General features: G+C 36.9%; 20 protein-coding genes and 1 riboswitch. All 20 genes read left to right on the top strand.

The window, feature by feature from the left end; translation table 11 throughout:
* Positions 1-321 (top strand): glycosyltransferase (locus tag ACECE_RS0210500; protein WP_026073790.1); only part of this gene is annotated, 321 nt, incomplete at its 5' end.
* Positions 322-570: 249 nt separating this feature from the next.
* Positions 571-1,557 carry an SDR family oxidoreductase gene (locus tag ACECE_RS0210495; RefSeq protein ID WP_010681168.1) on the top strand — a complete coding sequence of 329 codons (987 nt, stop codon included), beginning with the start codon at positions 571-573 and terminating at the stop codon, positions 1,555-1,557.
* A gap of 17 nt (positions 1,558-1,574) precedes the next feature.
* Positions 1,575-2,141: a D-sedoheptulose-7-phosphate isomerase gene (locus tag ACECE_RS0210490; RefSeq protein WP_010681167.1), complete on the top strand. Its 567-nt coding sequence runs from the start codon at positions 1,575-1,577 to the stop codon at positions 2,139-2,141.
* A 2-nt stretch (positions 2,142-2,143) separates the two neighbouring features.
* Positions 2,144-3,316 (top strand): UDP-N-acetylglucosamine 2-epimerase, encoded by a 1,173-nt coding sequence (gene neuC, locus ACECE_RS0210485; RefSeq protein ID WP_010681166.1) that lies wholly within the window; start codon positions 2,144-2,146, stop codon positions 3,314-3,316.
* Between the two features lie 11 nt (positions 3,317-3,327).
* Positions 3,328-3,996 (top strand): acetyltransferase, encoded by a 669-nt coding sequence (locus ACECE_RS0210480; protein ID WP_010681165.1) that lies wholly within the window; start codon positions 3,328-3,330, stop codon positions 3,994-3,996.
* Positions 3,993-5,381: a B12-binding domain-containing radical SAM protein gene (locus tag ACECE_RS0210475; RefSeq protein ID WP_010681164.1), complete on the top strand. Its 1,389-nt coding sequence runs from the start codon at positions 3,993-3,995 to the stop codon at positions 5,379-5,381. The genes ACECE_RS0210480 and ACECE_RS0210475 overlap by 4 nt, the downstream gene beginning before the upstream one ends.
* A gap of 90 nt (positions 5,382-5,471) precedes the next feature.
* The gene (gene neuB, locus ACECE_RS0210470) at positions 5,472-6,488 is read left to right on the top strand and encodes an N-acetylneuraminate synthase (RefSeq protein ID WP_010681163.1); all 1,017 of its coding nucleotides are present in this window, start codon (positions 5,472-5,474) and stop codon (positions 6,486-6,488) included.
* On the top strand, positions 6,475-7,785 hold the full coding sequence (locus tag ACECE_RS0210465) for an N-acetyl sugar amidotransferase (RefSeq protein ID WP_010681162.1): 1,311 nt from the start codon (positions 6,475-6,477) through the stop codon (positions 7,783-7,785). The genes neuB and ACECE_RS0210465 overlap by 14 nt, the downstream gene beginning before the upstream one ends.
* Before the next feature lie 15 nt (positions 7,786-7,800).
* A complete protein-coding gene (locus tag ACECE_RS0210460; RefSeq protein WP_010681161.1) occupies positions 7,801-8,871 on the top strand; it encodes a glycosyltransferase in 1,071 nt (356 codons plus the stop codon).
* A gap of 15 nt (positions 8,872-8,886) precedes the next feature.
* On the top strand, positions 8,887-9,645 hold the full coding sequence (hisF, locus tag ACECE_RS0210455; protein ID WP_010681160.1) for an imidazole glycerol phosphate synthase subunit HisF: 759 nt from the start codon (positions 8,887-8,889) through the stop codon (positions 9,643-9,645).
* A 93-nt stretch (positions 9,646-9,738) separates the two neighbouring features.
* The gene (hisH, locus tag ACECE_RS0210450) at positions 9,739-10,383 is read left to right on the top strand and encodes an imidazole glycerol phosphate synthase subunit HisH (protein ID WP_010681159.1); all 645 of its coding nucleotides are present in this window, start codon (positions 9,739-9,741) and stop codon (positions 10,381-10,383) included.
* 85 nt (positions 10,384-10,468) lie between these two features.
* Positions 10,469-11,014, top strand: coding sequence for a D-glycero-alpha-D-manno-heptose-1,7-bisphosphate 7-phosphatase (locus tag ACECE_RS0210445; protein ID WP_010681158.1), 546 nt, complete (start codon positions 10,469-10,471; stop codon positions 11,012-11,014).
* Positions 11,015-11,044: 30 nt separating this feature from the next.
* Positions 11,045-11,515: a hypothetical protein gene (locus ACECE_RS0210440; RefSeq protein WP_010681157.1), complete on the top strand. Its 471-nt coding sequence runs from the start codon at positions 11,045-11,047 to the stop codon at positions 11,513-11,515.
* A gap of 76 nt (positions 11,516-11,591) precedes the next feature.
* A complete protein-coding gene (locus tag ACECE_RS0210435; RefSeq protein WP_010681156.1) occupies positions 11,592-11,993 on the top strand; it encodes a flagellar protein FlaG in 402 nt (133 codons plus the stop codon).
* 5 nt (positions 11,994-11,998) lie between these two features.
* Positions 11,999-13,882, top strand: a complete 1,884-nt coding sequence (fliD, locus tag ACECE_RS0210430) for a flagellar filament capping protein FliD (RefSeq protein WP_010681155.1) — start codon at positions 11,999-12,001, stop codon at positions 13,880-13,882.
* A 75-nt stretch (positions 13,883-13,957) separates the two neighbouring features.
* Positions 13,958-14,362 carry a flagellar export chaperone FliS gene (fliS, locus tag ACECE_RS0210425; RefSeq protein WP_010681154.1) on the top strand — a complete coding sequence of 135 codons (405 nt, stop codon included), beginning with the start codon at positions 13,958-13,960 and terminating at the stop codon, positions 14,360-14,362.
* An 11-nt stretch (positions 14,363-14,373) separates the two neighbouring features.
* Positions 14,374-14,862 (top strand): flagellar export chaperone FlgN, encoded by a 489-nt coding sequence (flgN, locus tag ACECE_RS0210420; protein WP_010681153.1) that lies wholly within the window; start codon positions 14,374-14,376, stop codon positions 14,860-14,862.
* 92 nt (positions 14,863-14,954) lie between these two features.
* Positions 14,955-15,120, top strand: a riboswitch (M-box (ykoK) riboswitch).
* 165 nt (positions 15,121-15,285) lie between these two features.
* A complete protein-coding gene (locus tag ACECE_RS0210415; RefSeq protein WP_010681152.1) occupies positions 15,286-16,224 on the top strand; it encodes a magnesium transporter CorA family protein in 939 nt (312 codons plus the stop codon).
* 441 nt (positions 16,225-16,665) lie between these two features.
* Positions 16,666-21,789, top strand: coding sequence for an MSCRAMM family protein (locus ACECE_RS0210410; RefSeq protein WP_010681151.1), 5,124 nt, complete (start codon positions 16,666-16,668; stop codon positions 21,787-21,789).
* A 100-nt stretch (positions 21,790-21,889) separates the two neighbouring features.
* Positions 21,890-24,433: an S-layer homology domain-containing protein gene (locus ACECE_RS0210405; RefSeq protein WP_010681150.1), complete on the top strand. Its 2,544-nt coding sequence runs from the start codon at positions 21,890-21,892 to the stop codon at positions 24,431-24,433.
* The last annotated feature ends 66 nt before the right edge of the window (positions 24,434-24,499 follow it).

The raw sequence follows: 24,499 nt of genomic DNA, 5'->3' as shown, positions 1-24,499 counted from the left end.
ATTGGTACAAATCAGCATATTTCAACACACCCAAGAGTGTTTGAGACAATTCTAAGTAATAGTTTTTACTTGGGCCCCTATATACCAGAGGAATATGATTCGGCTAATATACGTATGCTTTTAGATGAGGGAAATGAAATTATATTGTATTACAATAAAGAAGATTTATATGAAAAAGTTGACTATTATCTCGCAAATCCAGAAAAGAGGCAGGAAATTATAGATAATGGGAAGAAAAAAATATTTCAAAATCTAACTTATGAGGCTTTATTAAGTAGGGTAATTAGCGAAGTTGCCGACAAGATTGAGAAGCAGATGTAGCGTGTTTAAGCATAGTATAGGTTAAGCACAGAACTATATCAATTATTGTGATAGTAAATTATTTTAAGCTTCCATTAAAAAGGGGCTTTTTTTTTATCTAAAATAATATTATAGTAGTAATATAAAATAAACTGTTCGATTTGTTTTCTGATACAAATTTTATTAGCTTTCTTGTATTAAAAGTTTTCAGCACTAAGAAAAATTTAATAGGTGATTTGTTTACTATAAAAAAACTGGGGTGATTGCATAATGAAGGCGATTGTGACAGGTGGTTGTGGTTTTATAGGATCACATATAGTGGACAGGCTTCTTTTGGAAGGGCATAATGTGACAGTTATAGATAACTTTATAACTGGTAGACCTGAAAACCTTGAACACCAAAAAGGAAATCCTGATTTGAAGATAGTTGAAGCGGATATAACTGATGAAAGAAGTATTACGCCATATTTCAAAGATATAGATTGGGTTTTCCATCTTGCTGCTGTAGCTGATATTGTACCTTCCATTCAGGAGCCTGAAAAATATTTCAGGTCAAATGTTGATGGCACTTTTTCTGTACTGGAGGCTTCACGAAAGTGTGGGATAAAGCGTTTTGTATATTCTGCATCATCATCCTGTTATGGTATTCCTGAAGTTTATCCGACGCCGGAAACAGCCGAAGCTAAACCACAATATCCCTATGCACTTACAAAATATATGGGAGAGCAATTGGTAATGCACTGGGGACAACTATATAAATTACCTGTTATTTCACTAAGGCTATTTAATGTATATGGAACAAGATCCAGGACTTCGGGAACCTATGGAGCTGTATTCGGAGTATTCCTGGCACAGAAGCTTGCAGGAAAACCATATACCGTAGTAGGTGATGGTACTCAAACACGGGATTTTACTTATGTAACAGATGTAGCAAATGCCTTTGTGACGGCGGCAAAATCCGATATTACCAACATGATTTTTAATGTTGGGAGTGGTGGTACGTATTCAGTTAACCGCTTAGTGGAACTTCTGGGAGGAGAAATAACCTATATTCCGAAAAGGCCTGGAGAACCGGATTGTACGTTTGCAGATACAACAAAAATAAGAAAACAGCTGGGTTGGAAACCGAATGTAACTTTCGATGAAGGTGTTAATGAGGTTTTAAAAAATATAGACTATTGGAGAAAAGCACCTTTGTGGACGGTAGAAACAATTAAAGATGCTACAAAGGATTGGTTTAAATACCTATCAAACTAGCTAAAGGGGTTTTGCATATGTCCGGAAAAGTTTATTTAGGCAGACTTAATGAAGTAATCGGGAATATATCTGTTACTGATAGCAGCTTTAATGAAATAGATTTTGATGAAGCAGTCCGGCAGAGTATAGAAAAAATTCAAGAGGCTCATAAAAACGGCAACAAACTTATGTTTATAGGGAATGGCGGAAGTGCAGCTATAGCAAGTCATAGCTCTACCGATTATTTTAAAAATGGTGGTATAAGGTCTATCTGCTTTAATGAGGCAACACTTTTGACTTGCATTGGCAACGATTACGGGTATGAAGAAGTTTTTACAAAACCTATTGAAATGATTGCAGTTAGTGGAGATATATTGATTGCAATCAGTAGTTCTGGCAAATCACCTAATATATTAAATGCTGTCAAGTCAGCTATCGGCTTGAATTGTAAGGTAATAACTCTTTCGGGCTTTTCTCCGGAAAATCCTTTAAGACAGTTTGGAGAACTTAATTTTTATGTTCCGTCTGATAAGTATGGATATGTGGAACTTGTCCATCAAATAATACTTCATTCTATTGTAGATATTATGAAGGGATATTACTAAAGATGAGTATAAAAGTAGCTATTGTAACCGGTTCAAGAGCAGAATACGGACTTCTTAATCCTCTTATTAAAAGGCTTAAATCAGATGTGTTTTTTGAGACACACCTGGTTGTTACAGGGATGCACTTGTCTCAAAAGCATGGTTATACAAAAGACAGGATTTTGGAAGATGGTATTGAAATATCATGTGAAATCGATATGAATCAGAGTGGAGATACTCCAAATGATATATGTAAGGCTATAGCTGAAGGGCTTAATGGATTTTCGGAGCATTTTTCTCAAAATAATTATGATGTTCTTATTGTTTTAGGAGACAGATTTGAGCTGTGGTCGGCCTGTATGGCTGCAGTAATGCACAGGATTCCTATAGCACATATACACGGAGGGGAAGCTACAGCTGGGGCAATAGACGAAGTTATCAGGCATTCGATAACCAAGATGGCAGCCCTGCATTTTCCATCCATTAAAGAATATGCAAATAGAATTGTGCAAATGGGGGAGAGAATAGATAGGGTTTTTACCGTTGGAGCATTAGGCATAGAAAATATAATCTCAATTGAGAAAATGCCGATAAAGGAATTGAACGACTTTACTGGAGTAAACTTTGCAAAGGAAGAGATTGCTTTGATGACCTATCATCCAGTTACTACAGATGATTACCATCAGGCAGGTGAGCAGATAAATGAGATTTTAGAGGCGTTGATGGAAACAAATCTAAAGACTTTAGTAACAATGCCAAACGCAGATGCAGGTGGAAATATTGTCTATGAAGCAATCTTAAAATATGCAGATAAATGGCCTCAGAAATTTGTTTTTATTAAAAATATGGGACAGAAGGCGTATATAAGCGCAATGAATTGTGCACGGCTTATGATTGGAAATTCTTCAAGCGGTATTATTGAGGCAGCTTGGTTCAAACTGCCAGTTGTAAATATTGGAGATAGACAAGCGGGACGGTACAGAACGAAAAATATAATAGACTGTACGTGTAAAAAAGAGGACATATTAAGATCAATAGACATTGCAATGTCTTTGGATTTTAAAGAGTATTTAAAGGATATAGAGAACCCTTATGGAGATGGAAAGACAGCAGAGAGAATAGCTTCGGTTTTAAAATCTATTAATTTTAATGATAAAGAGACTTTACTTAAAAAAGAATTTAAAACCTTGAAATAGAAGGAGCAGCAATGGAATACGGGGATAAAGATTTGGTCGTAATTGGAGCGGGCGGTCATGCCAGGGTGATCATAGATATCCTGACTACTTACTATGAGGATTTTAACATTATTGGAGTCCTGGATAAAGATAGCAGCAAGCATGGAAGCTGCGTTGATGGTTATTATGTTATTGGGGACGATAGTATTTTAGAAGAACTCTTTTGTAGAGGGTTGCGTAATGCTGTGATGGGTTTGGGAATGATGGGAGGTTACGCAGCACGGAGAAATGTTTGTGAAATCGCAGGTAAGATTGGGTTTAAATTATTGAATATAGTTCATGGTAACGCTGTTATTTCCAAAACAGCAGTTATGGGTACAGGTAATGTGGTTATGGCAAATGCCGTAATTAATACAGGTGTATCAATAGGAAACAATTGCATTATCAATACCGGAAGTATTGTAGAACATGGGTGCATCATCGGAGATAACACACATATAGCATCAGGGGCTAAACTTGCAGGTGATGTGAAAATAGGGACTGATTGCTTAATTGGGTTGGGTGCCAACATAATTCAAGGTATAGCTATTGGAGATGGTTCAATAATTGGAGCAGGTAGTGTAGTTTTGGAAGATATTCCGCCAGATTCAGTTTCTGTAGGAGTTCCAGCGAGAGTTATCAAAAGGAGAAAACAATTATGAAAATTTTACTTGTTGTTTATGACAATGATTCGTATGTATCGTGGTTTCCACAAGGGATAGCTTACATTGCATCGGCTTTGAGAAATGCCGGGCATGAAGTGAAAATATACAACCAGGATGTATATCACTGGCCTGAGTCTCACTTGAAAGCACTTTTGGACAGTGAGAAATTTGATGTTGTAGGAGTGGGGGCTTGCGGAGGATATTACCAGTATCGTAAGGTACTAAAGATCTCGGAGGCAATAAATAGTTCAAAAAACAGGCCGTTCTATACACTTGGAGGGCATTTGGCATCCCCTGAGCCTGAATACTTTCTGAAAAAGATGGGTGCTGACACAGTAATTATTGGAGAAGGCGAAATAGCAATTGTAGAACTTGTTGACGCAATACAGAATCATAAGAGTTTTTCGGGGATAAAAGGCCTTGCATACATGGAAAAAGGCAGGTGTATTGTAAATCCTCGAAGAGAACTGATTGAAAATATAAATGAAATACCTATGCCGGCATTTGACCTTTTTCCAATAGACCACTATGCAATGCTTAGACTTCCCAATATAAAAAACAGCGAAAGATGTATGCCTGTTCTATCAGGCAGGGGATGTACTTTTAAGTGTAATTTTTGTTATAGATTGGATAAAGGTTTCAGACCGAGATCTTCCGAAAGTATCATAGAGGAAATTGAATTGTTAAAGAGTAAGTATGCCATATCTTACATTGCATTCTCGGATGAGCTACTTATGAGTTCTGTTGAGAGAACGGTTGAATTATGTGAAAGTTTTATAAAGGCGAAGCTGAATGTAAAATGGGACTGCAACGGACGCCTCAATTATGCAAAACCTGATGTTTTGAAATTGATGAAAGAGGCTGGGTGTGTGTTTATAAACTATGGCATTGAATCAGTAGATGACAATGCACTAAAAAATATGAATAAAGCCCTTACTGTAAAGCAGATTACCGAAGGTGTGGAAAATACACTGGCAGTTGGAATCAGTCCTGGGCTTAATATTATTTTTGGAAATATAGGTGAAAATAAAGAAGTTCTGAAAAAGGATGTAGAGTTTTTATTAAAATACGATGACCACGCACAGATGAGAACTATCAGGCCAGTTACACCTTATCCAGGATCGCCCTTATATTACCATGCTATTGAAAAAGGGTTGTTAAAAGACTGTGAAGATTTTTATGAAAGAAAGCATTTAAATTCCGATTTACTTACGGTTAATTTTACAGATATGACGGATGAGGAGTTTTATGATGCTCTTTATGAGGCAAATAAAATACTGATAGATAACTACTACAGTGAGCAGCATAGAAAATCTGAAGAGATCGCACGTAAGCTCTATAAAGAAAGGGAAACTTCTTTTCGTGGTTTTAGGCAAAGTTAGATCACAATGGAATTTAGGAATGCTGCAAAAATCGGAAGTAATATTTAAGCTATTCCTTAACACAACGCAAAGAAGGTAGAGGAAATATTGATGCACGTATATATTATTGCAGAAGCAGGGGTTAATCATAATGGAAATATCGAGCTTGCAAAGAAGCTGATAGATGCTGCTGTTGATGCTGGGTGTGATGCTGTAAAGTTTCAGACCTTCAGAGCTGATTCAATTGTGACTAGAACTGCGCAAAAAGCATGTTATCAGAAGAATAATGACAACCTATCGGAAACTCAGTACGAGATGCTGAAAAGACTTGAATTAAGCCGAAGTGAGCATATCACTCTTATAGAATATTGCAATCAAAAAAATATAAAGTTTTTATCAACGCCATTTGATGAAAATTCTGCCGACTTGCTTGACGAATTGGGCGTCAATGAATTTAAGGTTTCTTCAGGAGATCTTACAAATAAACCATTGCTTGAACACCTTGCTAAAAAAGGCAAAAGAATAATTCTATCGACCGGTATGGCTTATCTTGATGAAATTGAGAAAGCAATCAGTTGGATATATGGTGCTAAAAACACTAATGTTTTGCTTATGCACTGTACATCAAGATATCCTGCACCACCTGAAGCGGTAAATTTAAATGCAATTTCTACTATGAAAAATGCTTTTAACCTGGAAGTTGGATACTCTGACCATACGGTAGGGTTGACTATACCGGTAGCTGCTGTGGCTATGGGAGCGATAGCGGTTGAAAAGCATTTTACACTGGATAGAAACATGCAGGGGCCTGATCACAAGGCATCCATCGAACCACAGGAACTTAAGCAGATGGTTGAGTCGATTAGGTTAGTGGAAAAGGCTATGGGCAGCGGAGTTAAAGCTCCGGCACCTGGAGAAGAGGAAATGGCAAAAACGGCAAGAAAGTCTTTGGTTACTGCAAGGGCCGTATGTGCCGGACAGGTTATAAGCCGAGATATGATTACGGTAAAAAGGCCTGGGACAGGAATATCACCGGAAAACCTGGCTAGAGTTTTAGGGATGAGATTTACCAGGGATTTGCCGGCAGATTATGTAATAGAAACGGGGGATATTCATGGAGAAGTTTAAAAGGAACATTGAGGTTGATTTACAGAAATTTAATAAGCCGGAAGACAAGCTTGATGCGAAGTATGGCCTTCCCACAGAAGTATCCTTTTGCAAGCGTTGTGTCATATCCAACCAGAGGCCGAATTCATGTGCTGAACATAAGCATACAAAGGACACGAAAAAGGAAACAATTCACTTCGATAGCGAAGGGGTTTGTGATGCTTGCAAGGCTGTTGGCGAAAAAATGAACAGCATTGATTGGACGCATAGGGAGAGGGAGTTAATTGAACTGTGTGACCGCTACCGCAAGAATGATGATTCATATGACTGTCTTGTACCTGGATCAGGAGGAAAGGACAGTTTTTATGCTGCGCATATTTTAAAATATAAATACGGAATGCATCCTCTCACAGTCACATGGGCACCCCACATATATACGTCGTGGGGGTGGAATAATCTTCAGCTTTGGATCCACTCGGGATTTGACAATTATCTGTGTACTCCTAATGGGCTTGTTCACAGGCTTTTGACGAGACTTGCAACAGAGAATCTATTTCATCCTTTTCAGCCATTCATATTCGGGCAAAAGTATCTTGCTCCGAAATTGGCACTAAACTTCAATATTCCACTTGTATTTTATGGCGAAAATGAGGCGGAGTATGGGAATCCCATGGCTGATAACAATAGCGCAAAAAGAGACTGGGATTACTTTACGTCGGATAATAAAGATAATATATATTTGGCGGGTGTTTCCATAAGAGATCTTGAGAATGAATTTGGAATAGATGAAAATGATCTTAAGCTTTATATGCCCGCAGACCCGGATAGAATAGAGAAAAGCAAGGTAGAGGTTCATTATCTTGGTTATTATCTTAAATGGCATCCACAGGGAGCTTATTATTATTCGGTTGAACATGGAGGTTTTGAACCGTCTCCGGAGAGGACACCGGGAACGTACAGCAAGTACAATAGTATTGACGATAAAGTTGACGATCTGCACTACTATACAACATATATAAAATTTGGCATAGGTAGAGCTACTTATGATGCTGCACAGGAAATAAGGCATGACGAGATTACCAGGGAAGAAGGAGTTGCACTGGTTAAAAAGTTTGATGGTGAATTCCCGGAAAGATTTATTGATGAACTGTTTGAGTACCTTAGTTTATCGGAGAAACAATATCCGAATGCATCAGGGATGTTTGAACAACCTACCATGAATAGAGATTACTTTATGCACCTTGCTGATCGGTTCCGTTCACCACATCTTTGGAAGATGGAAAATGGAATATGGAAATTGAGACATACTGTGTTTTAAGGAGTAGAGTAATCTATGGATATATGCCTTTGCATGATAGTTAAAAATGAGGAGAATAATTTGAAAAAATGCCTTGAGAATTCTGCACGCTTTTTCGATGAAATTGTTGTTGTAGATACTGGGTCAAATGATTCTACTATCAAAGTAGCAAAGGAATATACCGAAAAAGTATTCAATATTCTCTGGAAGGATGATTTTGCATACGCCAGAAATTATGCAATATCAAAAGCTTCATTGGATTGGATACTAATGCTTGATGCTGACGAATTTATAATAGAGTGCAATGTGAATGGATTGCGGGATTTTATTGAGAATAACATCCATAAGGTTGGAAGAATAAAAAGAATTAATTATATTGACAGAGGCAAAGGAATACAGAAAAACGCAGAACTTGTAAACAGGTTATTTAACAAAAAATATTTTGAGTATGAAGGAATTATACACGAGCAGATTGTAAGTACAGATAAAAGCAGTTTTGAAACTCAGCCGGTAGAAATTATTGTTGATCATATAGGCTATATGCAGAAGGCAGTTGTTGATACTCGTAAGATTGAGCGGAATATAACACTTTTGAAAAAGGCTTTAGAAGAAAAACCGGATGACCCTTATTTATATTTCCAGATGGGTAAAGCTTATTACATGGGAAAAGTATATGATGATGCAGCTTGCTATTTTGAAAAGGCGTTAGAATACGAGTTGAATTTTAAGCTGGAATATGTGGTCGATCTTGTGACGACTTATGGGTATTCACTTTTAAACGCGTTGAGGTTCGAAGATTCTCTTAAGCTTGAAAAATATGGAGTGTTTTATAGTGATTTAATCGACTTCAGATTTTTAATGGGACATGTATATATGAATAATGGTATGTTGGATAAAGCATTAAAAAGTTTTTTCGGCTGTATAGGCAGTATTGAGGGAAAAATGGAAGGGGTCAACTCATATCTCCCGAGTTACAATATAGCAGTAATTTATGAGTGCTTAGGTTTTTTGGAAGATGCAGTTGATTTCTATAAAATGTGTAGTAACTATGGGCCGGCTTTATTAAGGCTTAAAATGCTATCCGGTGCTTGCAATGAACATCTTTGAGATTGAGGTGCTTAGGTGAAAAATATTAGAATAATTTCAAGGCTTGATGTTAAAGGCCCTAATCTGGTAAAAGGTATACATTTAGAGGGATTGAGAAAGATAGGGGATCCTAATGAGTTCTCAAAGAGTTATTATTTCGGTGGAATAGATGAAATAATTTATATTGACATAGTAGCCAGTTTGTATAATAGAAATAATTTAACAGACATTGTAATAAAAACAACAAAGGATGTTTTTATCCCTATTACAGTAGGTGGAGGTATCCGCTCTGTCAATGATGCAAGAGATGTTTTAAGGGCTGGTGCGGATAAAGTAGCTATAAATACTGCTGCCATAAAGAGGCCTGAACTTGTAAAGGAAGTAGCAGAGATGTTTGGTTCTCAGTGTATGGTTCTTTCTATAGAAGCTAAAAAAACGGCAAGTGGCAAGTGGGAAGCTTACTATGATAATGGCCGTGAAAAGACAGGAATTGACGTTGTAGAATGGGCTAAAAGGGGCTATGAGCTGGGAGCGGGTGAAATTCTTTTGACTTCAATAGATATGGAAGGTACTGAAAAAGGGTTTGATCTTGGCTTGGTAAAAGCGGTTTCGGAAGTGGTTCCTATACCGGTAATTGCAAGCGGAGGAGCAGGTAACACTAATGACATAAAAAAGGTTATAGAGACTGGAAAGGCCGATGCTGTAGCCGTGGCAAGTATATTACACTATAATCGTACTGAAATCGGTATTATGAAAAAAGAATTGCATAGTACTGAAATCAATGTAAGGCTCTAAATTGTAAGGTTATCTAAGTGTGAATAATAGTATGCATGGGAAGAGAAATTAAGATGGTTGTTATAATATAAAAAATGTCTTGTGGTGATTAAAATGAGAAAAGTTACGATAATTGACTATGGTCTGTGTAATATTTTGAGTGTAAAGAGAGCATTTGAATATTGTGGGGCTGATGTTTCGGTTGTAGATGAGCCGGATGGAATATTTGGAGCTTCATATTTAGTTTTGCCGGGAGTTGGGGCTTTCGCAGATGGAATGGAAGGGTTAAAAAGTAAAAGGCTTATTGATCCTATTATGGAGTTTTGTTTGAAGGATAGGCCTTTTATGGGAATATGCCTGGGAATGCAGATGATGATGGAGCAAAGTGAAGAGTTTGGTCTTCATAGCGGGCTTGGAATAATCAAAGGGAAAGTGATTAGAATACCTGAAATGGATATTGATGGAGAGTATCAGAAAGTTCCGCATATAGGATGGAATACGCTTGAGCCTCCAAAAGGTAAAAACATTGATTGGTGGAAAGATTCTATATTAGATGGAATTCAAATAAATGAAAGGACATATTTTGTCCATTCATATACGGCATGGATTGAAAATAGCGAAAACAGGCTTGCAGATACATATTATGGAGGAAGGCTGATTTCGGCAGTTATTAGAAAAGGTAATATTTATGGATGCCAGTTTCACCCCGAGAAAAGTGGCGAGGTTGGGCTTAGGATAATAAATAATTTTTTGAAGTAGAAGTTTAAGAGTATAGGAATTTATTGAATAGTATTATTTGATGATATTTAAATTAGGCCATAGGAATTGGGGGGATTTTACAGATATGAATAAAGTTTATCCTGCCGTATTTTTGGACAGGGATGGGGTAGTATGCAAGGAGTGCGGATATATTACTTCTGTAGAACAGTTGGAGATATATGACTTTTCTGTTAAAGCTGTAGCTAAGTTAAAGGAACGTGGTTATAAATGTATCATTATTACTAACCAATCTGCTGTTGCCCGGGGAATTATCAGTGAAATTGAACTTAAGGCTATTCACCGTACTTTGGCAGAAAGGATAAATATTGATGACATATACTATTGCCCTCATTATCCACCTGATATTAAAGAAAATCCTCCATATATTGTTGTTTGTGAATGTAGAAAACCTGCTCCTGGAATGCTTTTAAGAGCCGCAAAAGAACACTCCATAGACTTAAAAAGCTCATATTTTGTTGGGGACCGTTCATCGGATGTTTTGGCAGGACAAGCTGCAGGCGTAAAAACAGTAATGGTCAGAACTGGATATGGAGCTTTTGGGATGGAACAACAGGTGATTCCTGATTTTACTTTTGATAATTTACTGGAATTTGCAGAGTTTATTTGTTAGATAAGAAAATTAAAGGGAGAGTGAATGGATATGGAAGAAAACAGATTGTTTAGAAACACAAATAATCGAGATGAAAGTGCTTGTAAGCAAAGTATGGATGAGAAAATCAATGAGTTGAAGCTAATGCTCAAAGAAGTTGAAATAGAGAATAGTTCTGGCAATAGTTTGGAAAACATTGTTATAAAACTAAATAATTTGGAAGTTAGTGACTCTGATGTAATTGATGCGATCATTGATGCTAATAGAGATAGGGAAAAAGTTTTGAATTTACTGGCTATAAAGTGCTTTGAAAATAGAGTCTTTGATTTTGTAATTCCTTTTTTGAAACAAGCGTATAAGATAAATGATAGAAATACAGACACACTTTATAACCTGGGGTATGTCTTAAAGGTGTTCGGTGAAAATGATATGGCTATTAGCTATCTTGAAAAAATAGAAAACCCGGATTCTGAAGTGTCAGAACTTATTGATAATATAAAAAATGGCTCAAATGAGTTATAAACACATCTAATTATTATAAACATCCCAATAAAAATGCCGATATAATTTATAAGTAATAAAACTCGGAGGGATGTTTATGAAAATTGAAAGCATGGACGCAGATTCTTATTCTAATAAGAAAAACCAGATCAGTGATAATAGTGCGACTTCAAACAGTAATCATACTATAGATACGCTTGATAACCACAAATTAGAGAATAAGAACAGAAACATTTTACATCTGTCAGAGTATGAGAAAAATGAGCTTTCAGTTTCGGATAAGGTTGTAATTGATGCAATTCAAAAAGCAAATAAAGCCATTACCGGTGCAAATACAGAGTTCGAATTTTCAATTCATGAAAAAACAAAGCAGATTATGGTCAAAATTATAAATTCAGATACTCATGAAGTAATAAAAGAAATTCCTCCAGAAAAAATCCTTGACATGGTGGCAAAAATGTGGGAAATGGCAGGAATTATGGTAGATGAAAGGAGGTAAGTTTTATGGCATCAGTAAATAACTCCATAAGAATAACCGGAACGTACTCGGGACTTGATACAGATAGCATTGTTTCGCAGTTAATGAAAGTAGAAAAAACTAAAGTGGATAAAGTATATAAGCAAAAACAATTACTTAATTGGAAGAAGGATAGTTATAGAGAGGTAACCAGTTCTTTAATGAGTTTTAATGATGAATACTTCAATGTGTTAAAATCGTCAACCAATTTTAGATCGGCTAGTTCTTTTGCAAAGTTTAATATAAATTCTTCAAATGATTCGATTGTGACAGTTTCTGCAGGCGCAGGTGCTGAGTCAAACTCTCATAGCATCACAGTGAGTACTCTTGCTTCAGCATCAAAAATTGAAGGAACTGCAGGAATTGCAGATGCAGTAAAAGGAAGCAGTGCGGTAAGTAATTTTTCATTAAGCGGTCAACAAATATCTGTTGAATTGGATGGAGCCACAAAAACTCTGACTCTTGATAATTATACAGATATAAATGGCCTGAAAACGGGGTTGGAGAATAAACTGGCAGAAGCTTTCGGTTCAGGTAAATTTAGTGTAATTACAACCGATGGGAAAGTTGAAATTGCAAATCAATTAAATGGAAGTAAGTTTTCCATATCCGGAATCGGATTGACAGGTCTTGGCTTTGCAAGTGGAGATAATACCAGCAATGCTATATCTTTAAAATCAAATCTTAATGCCATTAAGAATAATTTTACAAATGATTTGAATGTAACAGATCCAAATGCTAATGTTACGTTCGCAATTAATGGCACAACAATTGATGTGGGGAAAACATATGGAGAGGCAACAATCAGCGATGTTATGAATGCAGTAAATAACAGCAGTGCCGGAGTTAAAATGACTTATAATTCCTTAAATGATCAGTTTAAACTGGAATCAACCTCACAAGGGGCAGCATCCACATTAACATATACTGATTCGTCCAGTGGTTTGCTTAAGTCATTGGGGATTGTTGATGGCACATCTACACAGGGCACAGATGCAGAGTTTACCTTGGATGGCGTTACGGGTATGAAGAGAAGCAGTAACAACTTTATAGTTGACGGTGTAAGCTATTCCCTTAAAGGTACTTCAGCAAGTTCTGTTTCCATTAATGTAGAAGCTGATATCGATGGTGTTGTTGAAAATATAAAAGGATTTATAGATAAATATAATAAATTGGTGGATTTAGTCAACACAAAGCTATCCGAAGATTATGACAGGGATTATCAGCCTCTAACAGATGAAGAAAAGGAAGCTATGTCAGATGATGAGGTGGAAAAATGGGAAGCTAAGGCAAAAACCGGATTGCTTGCAAATGATAGCATTTTATCTAAGGTTGTAAGCGACATGAGAACTGCACTTTATGAAAAAGTTGATGGTGTTTCTTTAAGCCTTTATGATATAGGAATTTCTTCAACTTCATATTTGGACAAAGGAAAATTGAGTATAGATGAGACTAAACTTAAGAATGCACTCACCAATAACTATGATCAGGTAGTTAAGCTATTCACTAAAGATTCACAGTATTCTTACAAAGATGCTCTTGATGATTCGTCAAAAAGAACTACAAGATATAAAGAGGCAGGGTTGGCACAAAGATTATATGACGTTATGCAGGACAATATAAGGACCTCCAGGAATAACAGTGGAAAAAAGGGAACTTTGCTTGAAAAAGCAGGATATGCCGGTGATGCTACAGAATTTAACAATTATCTTGTTGATCAAATTGCTAACAAAGAGACACTGATTGCTAGTCTTGAGGATAAAATGGCAGATAAGGAAAAGTGGTACTATAACAGATTTGCAGCTATGGAAAACATGATAGGAGAAATGCAAAGCCAACAAAGTAGCCTTTCTTCAATGTTAGGTCAGTAATAGTATAAATAGTTTTGGTTGTTAATACCAGCTTACTTTTCAGCTATATTTTAATAAACCATGGAGGTATTTGAAATGGCAATTAACAATGCGTATGATCAATACAAGGAAAATTCAGTATATACGGCAAGTCCGGAAGAGTTGACTTTAATGTTATATAATGGACTTGTAAAATTCCTTATGCAGTCTCAAATGGGAATTAACGAAAAGAATATTGAAAAAGCTAATAACTGCATCATTAAGGCGCAGAATATTATTTCGGAGTTTAGATGTACGCTTGATATGAAATATGAAATTTCAAAGCAGTTGGAACTTATATATGATTATATGAATAGAAGGCTCATAGAGGCAAACATAAAAAAGGATGTTACAATAGTTGAAGAAATATTGGGCTATGCAAGAGAATTGAGGAATACCTGGGAACAAGCAATGAAAATAGCAAGACAGCAAAATGCAGGAGCATCACAAATCGCAAAATAGAGGAGTCTATAATGGATAATAGTCCGGAAATTTATATTGAAAGGCTTATTGAAGCCTCAAAAAAAAAGTATAAATGCCTGCAGGATATAATTCTTCTCACTATGGCCCAAACAGAGGCCATAAACATAGAGGGAATGGATGGACTAAAAAAGCTTATAAGTGATAAGCAGGTAAAAATTGATGAAATAAACAAAATTGATGAAGAATTTGGAGTGTACTTTGCAAGACTCAAGCAGAAGCTTGGGATAAATAAATTAGAAGAAATTAAGTCATCTGATTTAAAAGGAGCAAAGGAACTTCAACAGACTATTGGACAGATAATGGAGCTTTTGAAAGAGATAAATGAACTTGAAAAACATAACAACGAAAAGGCAAAAGGTTTTTTGAATGATTTAGGAGCAAAGATAAGGCAGATCAAGGAGGGTAAAAAACTTTCCAATGCGTATAGCCCTGGTACAGGACTAAGACAACCATCATACTTTATCGATAAAAAGAAATAATGTTTTTGAAGCCCCCTTAATCAGCTTATCACGGGGGTTTTTAATTTATATTGACACTATAGTACTTTATTGAATATAATGAATAAGTAAACTTAATACTTTGTTAGGTGAGGCTCCTATACAGAAAGAAGCTGCTACCCCGAAACGTCGAAAGACGCCAATGGGTTAACAAGCACTGCCGGATTAAGGTTTTGCTTAATGCAGCTGGTTTTTAAACCTAAGCTGTATAGTGCTAAAGCTCAACGAGGGAAGAGCAAATAGTTATACAAGTTTGTAATTATATAACTTCCTCTCGTGTGGAAGTTTTTTTGTTGCGTAAGGAAAGTCATTTGTGCAAATGTAAGTAATAGCAGCAGAACTTACTGCCTTGTTTTTAAGCTTTTGCTTCGATATGATTATTTATTAGATTGGGAAGTGATAGGTATGATGGAAATTTACAAGACTTATGATATGGCTCAGCAGCCGGTTAAAATTGAGAATATTGAAAAGGGATGTTGGATTAATCTTGTTGCTCCCTCAGAAGAGGAATTGAGTTGTTTGGAGAAAAGTCTTAATATTCTTCCCAATTTCTTAAGGGACCCTCTTGATGAAGAGGAAAAACCTAGAATAGATGTTGAAGACAATCAGACATTGCTTATAGTTGATATACCCTATGTGTATGAGGATGAAAAAAACCTCAAGTTTGAAACCATTCCAATGGGTATACTCGTTATGGATGAATATGTTCTTACAATATGTAACAGGGAATCGTACCTTGTCGATTCATTTAAAAACAAGAAAGTAAAGGATTTTTATACGTTTAAGAAGACAAGGTTTACATTACAGATACTTTTTATGATTGCCAAAGACTTCTTAAAATATCTGAGGCATATTGACAAAAAGACGGATGATCTCGAAAAAACCTTGCACAAGTCTATGAGGAATAGGGAGCTCTTTAAGCTGTTGGAGCTGGAGAAGAGTCTTGTATTCTTTACTACGTCTCTAAAATCGAATGACGTCGTTATGGAAAAGCTTCTTCGGGGCAAGTATATTAAAATGTATGAAGAAGATCAGGATCTACTTGAGGATGTTATCATTGAAAATAAGCAAGCTATTGAAATGGCCAATATATATAGCACAATCTTAAGTGGAATGATGGATGCCTTTTCATCGGTTATCTCAAATAATTTGAACTTGGTTATGAAGTTCCTTACAACAGTAACAATTGTATTGGCTATACCTACCATGATAGCAAGCTTTTTTGGTATGAACGTTCATTTGCCATGGGAGAATAACCATTATGCATTTGCGTATATACTTGCTACAGCTGTAGGTTTAGCATCGGTTACAAGCTTTGTGCTCTATAAAAAAGGAATGTTTTAGTGAAAATTGATTAGTATATCTGGCATAAATTTTTTGATTTGTGCCAGATGTTTACATATTCCATTGACGAAACTTGCCAAATATGATATGATTATATTTAGATATAAATTTATATTTCTCTTTTATTCAATTTTTTTTTCTATAGGTTTCCGTGAAGTAGAGTAGTTCAAAATAGGCTTAAATCTTTATGAATACATTTATCGTTTAAATGTAAAAAAATGTGTGTGTTATTTTACACTTTCATATGTTTTAATTCCTTTTTTTGACCGATATATTTAATACTGTGTTATTGGATAGTTATATTTTTGGGGAAAAGGAGGGATTTATATTTCAGAGTGACAACTAATTGGCTTTTAGCTCTTCGAAAATCATGTAAGAACGTTGTTGTATTTCATGAAAGCTTTTTGAAGTCTATCTCAACCCAATTAAGGAGGTACTGATATGAGTTTTAAGAAAGCTCTGGCCCTTGTACTTGCAATTTTAATTATTTGCATGCCTTTAAATTATTCATTTGCTCAAGTTTTTGTCGAATTTAATGTGACAAGAGATGGAGGCACTGGAACCGTTACAAGTGCAGTATATTGTGACAATGAGAAAGATGCAAGCGGAATTACTGTAAGCTTTGCCGTCTATGACGGTATAGATCAAAACGGTTACCTTGTTGATAAAACGACAGGTACTACACCTGATGATGTTGTTAATGGTTTCTACAGATATATCTTAGAGACATTTACTTTCCCTATAAATGCTGATAACTATCAATTTAGGCTAAATTATTTTGGGCCTCCACAGCTACCACAACCTGAGACACAACTTACTGGTACTGTGTATTTGCCGGGTGATAAAACAAAATATGCAGGGACAGGTAGAGTTGAACTATACAAGGTTACCAATGATTACTTTACGTGCGTACCAATTAATGAGGATGGCACTTATAGAATTGCAGGTCTTTCTGCCGGTAGTTATAAAGTATATGCTAGGCCTGATGATATACAATATTGTGAATCTTTAACATCGGATTTTGTAATTGCTGAGGATGGCAAAAATTATGGTTTAACAGACCTTCCTCTTACTTTGATTGCAGCACAATTTAGTGGCTCTATATTTGATGCAAATCAGCAAGCCGTTTTAGGTGGTGGAAATCATGTTGAGATTCGTACTGTAGAAGGTGCTTTAATACATGAGGTTATGGATAACAGCAACGGACAATTTGCGTATTATGGTTTGCAGCCTGGAAATTATTCGATAATGGTTTTCACTGGTCCAGATTCAAAGTATATGCATTCTGATGAGGTCCCATTTCAAATAGGCCTTGATAATAAACTTGCTAATGGTCCGCTAACAATTATACTTAATGAACGTCCACCTGCACAGTTCAGTGGTACTGTGTATTTGCCGGACGGAAAAACAGCATATACCAGTGGAGGCAGAGTTGAAGTAAGGACTGAATATGATTACATTACGGATTCTCAGATTAAGCAAGATGGTACTTATTCAGTCGGAGGACTTGAAAATGGTACATATTATCTTGTGGCTATACCAGATATGACGGTAGATTATTTCAAATCTTCTAAGACACCGATTATAATTGAAAACGGTGTGCTTAAGTCTCCATCGGCTCCAGTAAATTTATCCCTGACTCTTCCGCAATTCAGCGGGACTGTTGTTATGCCAAATGGGACTGATTCATTTACTGAGGGCTGGATTGATTTGATGACTCAAGAAAAATGCTTTGATAATGTAAAAATACAGCAAAATGGAGTGTTTGTTGTTGGTGGACTCACTGAGGGCACATACCGTATACAGGCAAGACCTTATGATGATGCAGGAGCAGTATGCAAGTCCAATGAGGTGGATATAACAATAACTGGAGATAAACTCACATCTCCATTAGGGGCTATAAAACTCACTATGTCTACACCGCAATTTACAGGTTATGTAAAAGATCCCATGAATAATCCTGTTGAGTTCACAAATGTTGATATAAAAGATATTAATGGAAAATACATAGATAGTCTATTTGTTGGTAAAGGCGGTATATTTAAAGTTGCAGGCCTTACAAATGGGTATTATAAAATGTGTGCTCATGCTCCAAAAGATTCAGAATATGCGGCATCTGTTGAAGTGGAAATACAGATTTCAGGCGACAAACTTGTAGGAAATAGTCCGGTTTTGACACTGAGAAAGCCTCAAATTACAGGTACAATTGTTGACCCTAAGGGTGCTCCTGTTTCATACAGTAATGTGGAGATAAAAGGAATAGACGTTAACTATGGAACAGGGGAAGGTACTGGAGAAAACGGTGTATTTAAAATTGCCGGTTTGCTGGATGGAAAATATTCGATTAGGGGTACGAGCTGGAATACCGGTTTTTCACCTTCTGCAGCAGTTGAAATTACTATTTCAGGCGGTAAATATACACCTCCTTTAGGTGGTCTGGTGCTCAAGCTTACACAGCCTCAGGCAAGCGGAACTGTATATCTTTCAGATGGAATAACACCTGAAAAATATTCATGGATAGAAATAAACGATAAAGATGGTAAATATATTGCTGGTGCACAAACAAACGACAAGGGTGTATTTAATATTGGTGGACTGGCTAATGGTGATTACTATTTAAAGGCACATCCGAATTGGGAAAATCAAGAATACACAGTATCAAATGCCTTTAAAATAACAATATCAGGAGGTACTTGTTCCGTTGTAGAAATCAGCCTGATTTTGTGTGAGCCGCAAATAAGTGGATCAGTCAAAGAGCCTCTGCCTAGTGGCAAAGATGTTTATTGTGGATATCTTGAAGTTAAGAATGATGCCGGTGAATGGTTACCAGGTGTATCAATTCAAAATGGAAAGTTTGCGCTGGGTTCTCTTATAGATGATATTTACACTATCAGAGCAATACCTGATAGCAATTCGCAGTATAGTGCATCAAATCAGTTCACTTTTAAAATCCTGGGCGGAGATTTAGATGCTTCATACGCTGATGGTGACTACACAGGAGATTCTATTGTTCTTACGCTTCAATCTGCACAAATAACTGGTACGGTTATAGATCCAAAGGGTCAGCCTCTAAAAGGCGGTTGGGTTGAAGTGAGAAGTCCAGATGAGAAGTCTGGTAAGTATTATGGCGGTGCAAATATCGGCTATGATGGTAAATTCAGAATTGCAGGGCTTGAAGATGCCAGTTATGTATTGATAGCATGGCCGAATAGCGGTACAACATTTACTTCTTCCAAGGAAGTTTTGGTCACAATATCAGGTGGTTCATATAAGGCGCCTGAAGGTGGGTTAAAATTAACCGTCGGTGTGCCTCAGATTATAGGTGAAGTTGTAGCTCCTGATGGAACACCTGAAGGTAACGGTTTTGTTGAAGTTATGACCGCAGATGGCTACCATGTAAAAGGTTCCGGAGTAGACAACATGGCGGATTTTACAATTGGTGGTTTGAAAGATGGTACATACTATCTCAAGGCATACCCGGGTGATGGATCAAAGTACTCTGCATCTATTGAAACCGTGGTAAAAATTGCAAATGGTGTTTACAGTGGAGGTACACTGGTGCTGAAATTGACTTCAGCACAGCTGACAGGACATGTTTATGAACCTAATAATACACCGGTTGACAATGGTTGGGTTTGTATAAATAAAACAACTGGTGAGTATGTAGGTGGTGCACAAATTCAGAATGGTATGTTTAAAATCGGTTCATTAAAGCCTGGAAACTACAAGGTGATAGCATACCCTAAAGACAAATCAAGTTATAGTGAATCTGATGCAGTAGGATTTACTATAAATACCAGTGGTCTATACACCGGAAGTGAGATAAACTTGAAACTCAGAAGTCCCCAGATAACTGGTTTTGTAAAGGGACCTATAGATGGTTTAGAATCAGGTAACGTAATGCCGTATGGATTTATTGAAATCAAATCTGGTGAAAAGTATATATGTGGTACCGGAGTTGATTATGATGGTAAGTTCAAGATAAGTGGACTTGCTCAGGGTACTTATAAGCTAATAGCTATGCCGGGCGGTGAAACTAAATATTCACCTTCAGCTGAAGTTACGGTTGAAATAGATAGCAATGGACAATTCAAAGGAACGAGTCCTTTGACAATCAACCTTACGGAGGCACAAATTAACGGTACAGTAAAAGATCCTAACAATAATATTTCCAAATTCGGATACTGTGAAGTTAATAGTGCGGAAACTGGTGAATGGATAGCCGGAACACCAGTCAATCAAAATGGAAACTTCGCGATTGGAAATCTTAAATCAGGCACATATACATTAAGAGTACATCCGGAATATTCAGAATCCTCCAATTATTCTGCTTCAAAACCTATAACTGTGGTTATAGGTGAAAATGGTAAATGTACTTATGCAAACAATATAGTGTATGCAGGCAATGTAGATGTAAAATTGACAAGCATACAGTTAAAAGGTACAGTAATCAAACCGGATAGCAATCCTTTGGTTAAGGGTTGGGTTGAAATACAAAAAGACAGTGGTTCAAATAATTGGATTTGGGTAGGAGGAACAGGTCTGAACTCAGAAGGTCAGTTTAATATAGGTGGCCTGTCAAATGGAACATACAGGATGAAGGCATACCCTGAAACTTTAGACAGCTCCTATTCACCGTCAGCATATATCGTTTTTGTTGTAGAAAATGAAGTGGTAACAAAAGTAGGCGATTCCAATTATAGCGGAAGTGTTACAGTATCATTGACCCAAGCACAGATTTCCGGCACTATTACAGGTCCAAACAGTGAAACAATTGAATACGGTTGGGTAGAAATAACCAACCAAGCTGGGGCTTTTGTAACTGGAATAGGTGCCAAAGAAGATGGAAGTTTCTCAATAGGTGGCCTAAGTGATGGTACTTATAAAATAAAGGCTTACCCTGGTTGGAAATCGAGTTATACTCCTTCACTATCAAGGACAATAACTATATCTGGCCAATCGTACAGTGGCGGAGCACTTACGTTAACATTACAAAACGTACAAATAACCGGAACAGTTGTAGATCCTGGTGATATTGCTGTAGACTGGGGTTGGGTAGAGTTATATAACAGCAATGGACAGTGGGTTGCAAGTACCGGTGTTGATGAAAACGGTAAGTTCAGGATGAGTGGTCTTGCAAATGGTTCATACAAAATTCAGGCTTTCCCTGAAAATGGTTCTGATTATGCTCCAAGCGAAAAAGTGGACATTGTTATTGCTGGAGGTATTATGACCAGTCCTGCATCGTTGAAGTTGCAGTTGGAAGAACCAACGATGACGGGTATAGTCCACAGACCAGATAATACACTCGCAAAAGGTGGATGGATAGAAATTGGAGATGAGACTGAGAATTGGTTGGTAACTATACCTATAAACAAAGACGGTACATTTAAGTTGCCGGACTTGAAACCGGGAACATATACAATTCAAGCGTTTCCTAAAGAAGGTTCTCCATATGCAAAATCGGATGTTATGACTTTTACAGTAGATTCTGATGGAAACTACACGGATGAAGGAAGCGCCAGTATTCAAGCATTCGATTTGCAGTTTAATTATCCAGAATAGATTCTAACTGGCTGCTATGGGAGGCAGCTTAAGCCTCCTATAGCTCAGCCCTTACAGTACAATTGCTTTAATACAATACTAAATACGGGAGTGGATACGCATGAAAAAGAGATTACTGGCATTTTTAGTTAGTGTACTTGTATTAGTTTACCCTATGGCGGTATTTGCACTTGGGGTAAATCCTCCACAGGTTCCTGCCGAACCTGATATTGTTAAGGTAGCTCTTTCGTCCAGTTCACATGTGGAAGGTGTCATTAAATCAGTTACAGCTACTGTAGATACTTCAAATGTTGCCGATGGAACAGCAATAACCGCACAACTTGTACAAAGCGACGGAACCACATCAGTTGCGGGAGTCAGCCTGGCTTCCGGAACTGTCAGCGAAAATGTTGCCGTACTCACACTGTCAATACCTACAGGTATTTCAGCAGGAAGCTATAAAATAAAAGTGAATATATCATCACTTAATATCTATGATAATTCAACCGAATACACTATTTCGGAGGGCGCGCAGAAAAAAATAACTTCCGTAGCAGCAAGTTCAACAAGTCATGTTACAGGAACACAACAAAGTTTGAATGTGACAGTTGTAACAGAAAATGTAGGTAACGGTACATCTGTTGCAGTTGCTCTTGTTGAAGCTAATGGTAATGCTGTTAGTGGTGTTACTGCTGCCGTTGGGACAATTAACAGTAATAATGCCATACTGACACTAACAATTCCTGGCAGTGTTCCGGCAGGAAGTTATAAAATAAAAGCTTCTACATCTACGGCATCAAATGACAGTACAGCCTATACAATTATATCCAATACCGAAGATCCGGCTATACTTAGTGTTTCTCTAAGCTCCTCAACCCAATATGCAGGAATCGAAGGTACTGTAACGGTGACTGTGTATACACAGCAGGTCGTAGAGGGAACTGAAATTACAGTTGGTTTGACAAATTTGGATAGCGAAAATGTAGGTGGGGTAGAGTCTGTTAAAACTCTTTTAGGTTCCTCTAATAGTGCAAGTGGAAAACTTGTCATACCTGATACATTAGATGCAGGCACGTACTATATTAAGGTTGAAATTGCTGACCCTGCATTAGTTCATAATTCAACTCTATTCAAAGTAATTCAACCTATACCTGTGATAGATAATATCTCAACTGAAGGAGCAAACCTTCATGAGGATAGCATTAGCGGCAGTATGGTTATTAATGGGGATTACTTCTCCTCTATACCTGAAAAAAACACAATAGAGATTATTGATGCTGTTTCCGGGGACGTATCCGCAACAGTTATTCCAGATGAGGCCAGTAAGACTTCTATGAGCTTTGAAATTCCAGATCTTATTGAAGGAACTTATATGTTAAGAGTGACAGTTAACTCGAAGTCAGCCTCAAGCAGTGAGACTTTTGAAATTTTAGCTCCATCAACAACATCGGGTAATGATAGCGGTGGTATATTCGGTGATACAGTGCCAACTTTGCCAACACCAACACCGATTTTAACTGTAACGCCACAAGCAGTAATTAAGATTGATAAAGCAGCAGTGGAAAGTAAAATTTCTGCAGATGGAAAAGCCAAGGCTATAACATTTGATCTTGCAGATATTTCAATGGGCAACAAACTGGTTTTGGAATCTGAAGCTGTTGACTTGATTTTAAAGGAAAAAGTTGATTTAATAATAGCAGCAAATCAGGTTAAACTTGAAATTCCTGTTACACTAATATCCTCTTACATTGGATCACAATTAGAGATTAATTTAACCCCGGTTGATACTACCGTTTTAGAAACTATACCGAAAAATTCAATGAATAACCTTACTACGTCCGGACCTGTTTATGAGATACAACTGATAGCTGTATCCGGTACAACCCAAACTGTTGTTACGAAGTTTGCAGCCAAGGTGAAAATTGAACTTGCCGTGGAAGGCATAGATATAACAAAAGTCAACACAAAAAAATTGGCAGTATACTATCTCGATGAAACTACTATGAAATGGAAGTTTGTAGGTGGGAAATATGATGCAGCAACAGGAAAGGTAAGTGCTACTACTAACCATTTTACAAAGTTTTCAGTAATGGAGTATAACAAATCCTTTGCGGATGTGTCTTCAACCAGTTGGGCAAAAGAATATATTGAACTTCTGGCAGCAAGAAATATCACAGAAGGTATAGATGCTAATAACTTTGGTCCTAAAGGTCTGGTAACAAGAGCTCAATTTGCTACATTCCTTGTAAAGGCATTGGGCATAGAAACATCAGAATATACAGGAAAATTCAGTGACGTACCGGACGGAAAGTGGTATTCATTACACGTTGAAGCAGCTGAAAGAGCTGGACTTGTAAGTGGACTTGGAAGAGGATTGTTTGATCCTAATGCCAATATTACAAGAGAACAGATGGCTGTAATGGTTATGAATGCTTACAAGTATGTTAACGGAACAGATATTGCAGTTGAAGCTCAAAAGGCAACTGTTAAATTTAATGATGAAGATAAATTTAACGGTTGGGGTAAAGCTTCGGTATATGCTGCTCAAGCAAACGGAATTATAAATGGAATGCCGGGAAATGTATACAATCCAAAGGATAATGCAAACAGAGAACAAGCTGCAAGAGTTATTATTGGCCTGCTTGAGTTGTTAGGCGAGATTTGATTATTGTAAAGCATTAAATAATTAGTTAGTAGATATATAAATGCTCCGAGAGACTGGTTGTCTTTC

The organism is Acetivibrio cellulolyticus CD2 (assembly GCF_000179595.2).
Classification (GTDB): Bacteria; Bacillota; Clostridia; order Acetivibrionales; family Acetivibrionaceae; genus Acetivibrio; species Acetivibrio cellulolyticus.
Note: the sequence above shows the minus strand (reverse complement) of the source record. Positions and strands in the feature narration are given on the sequence as shown.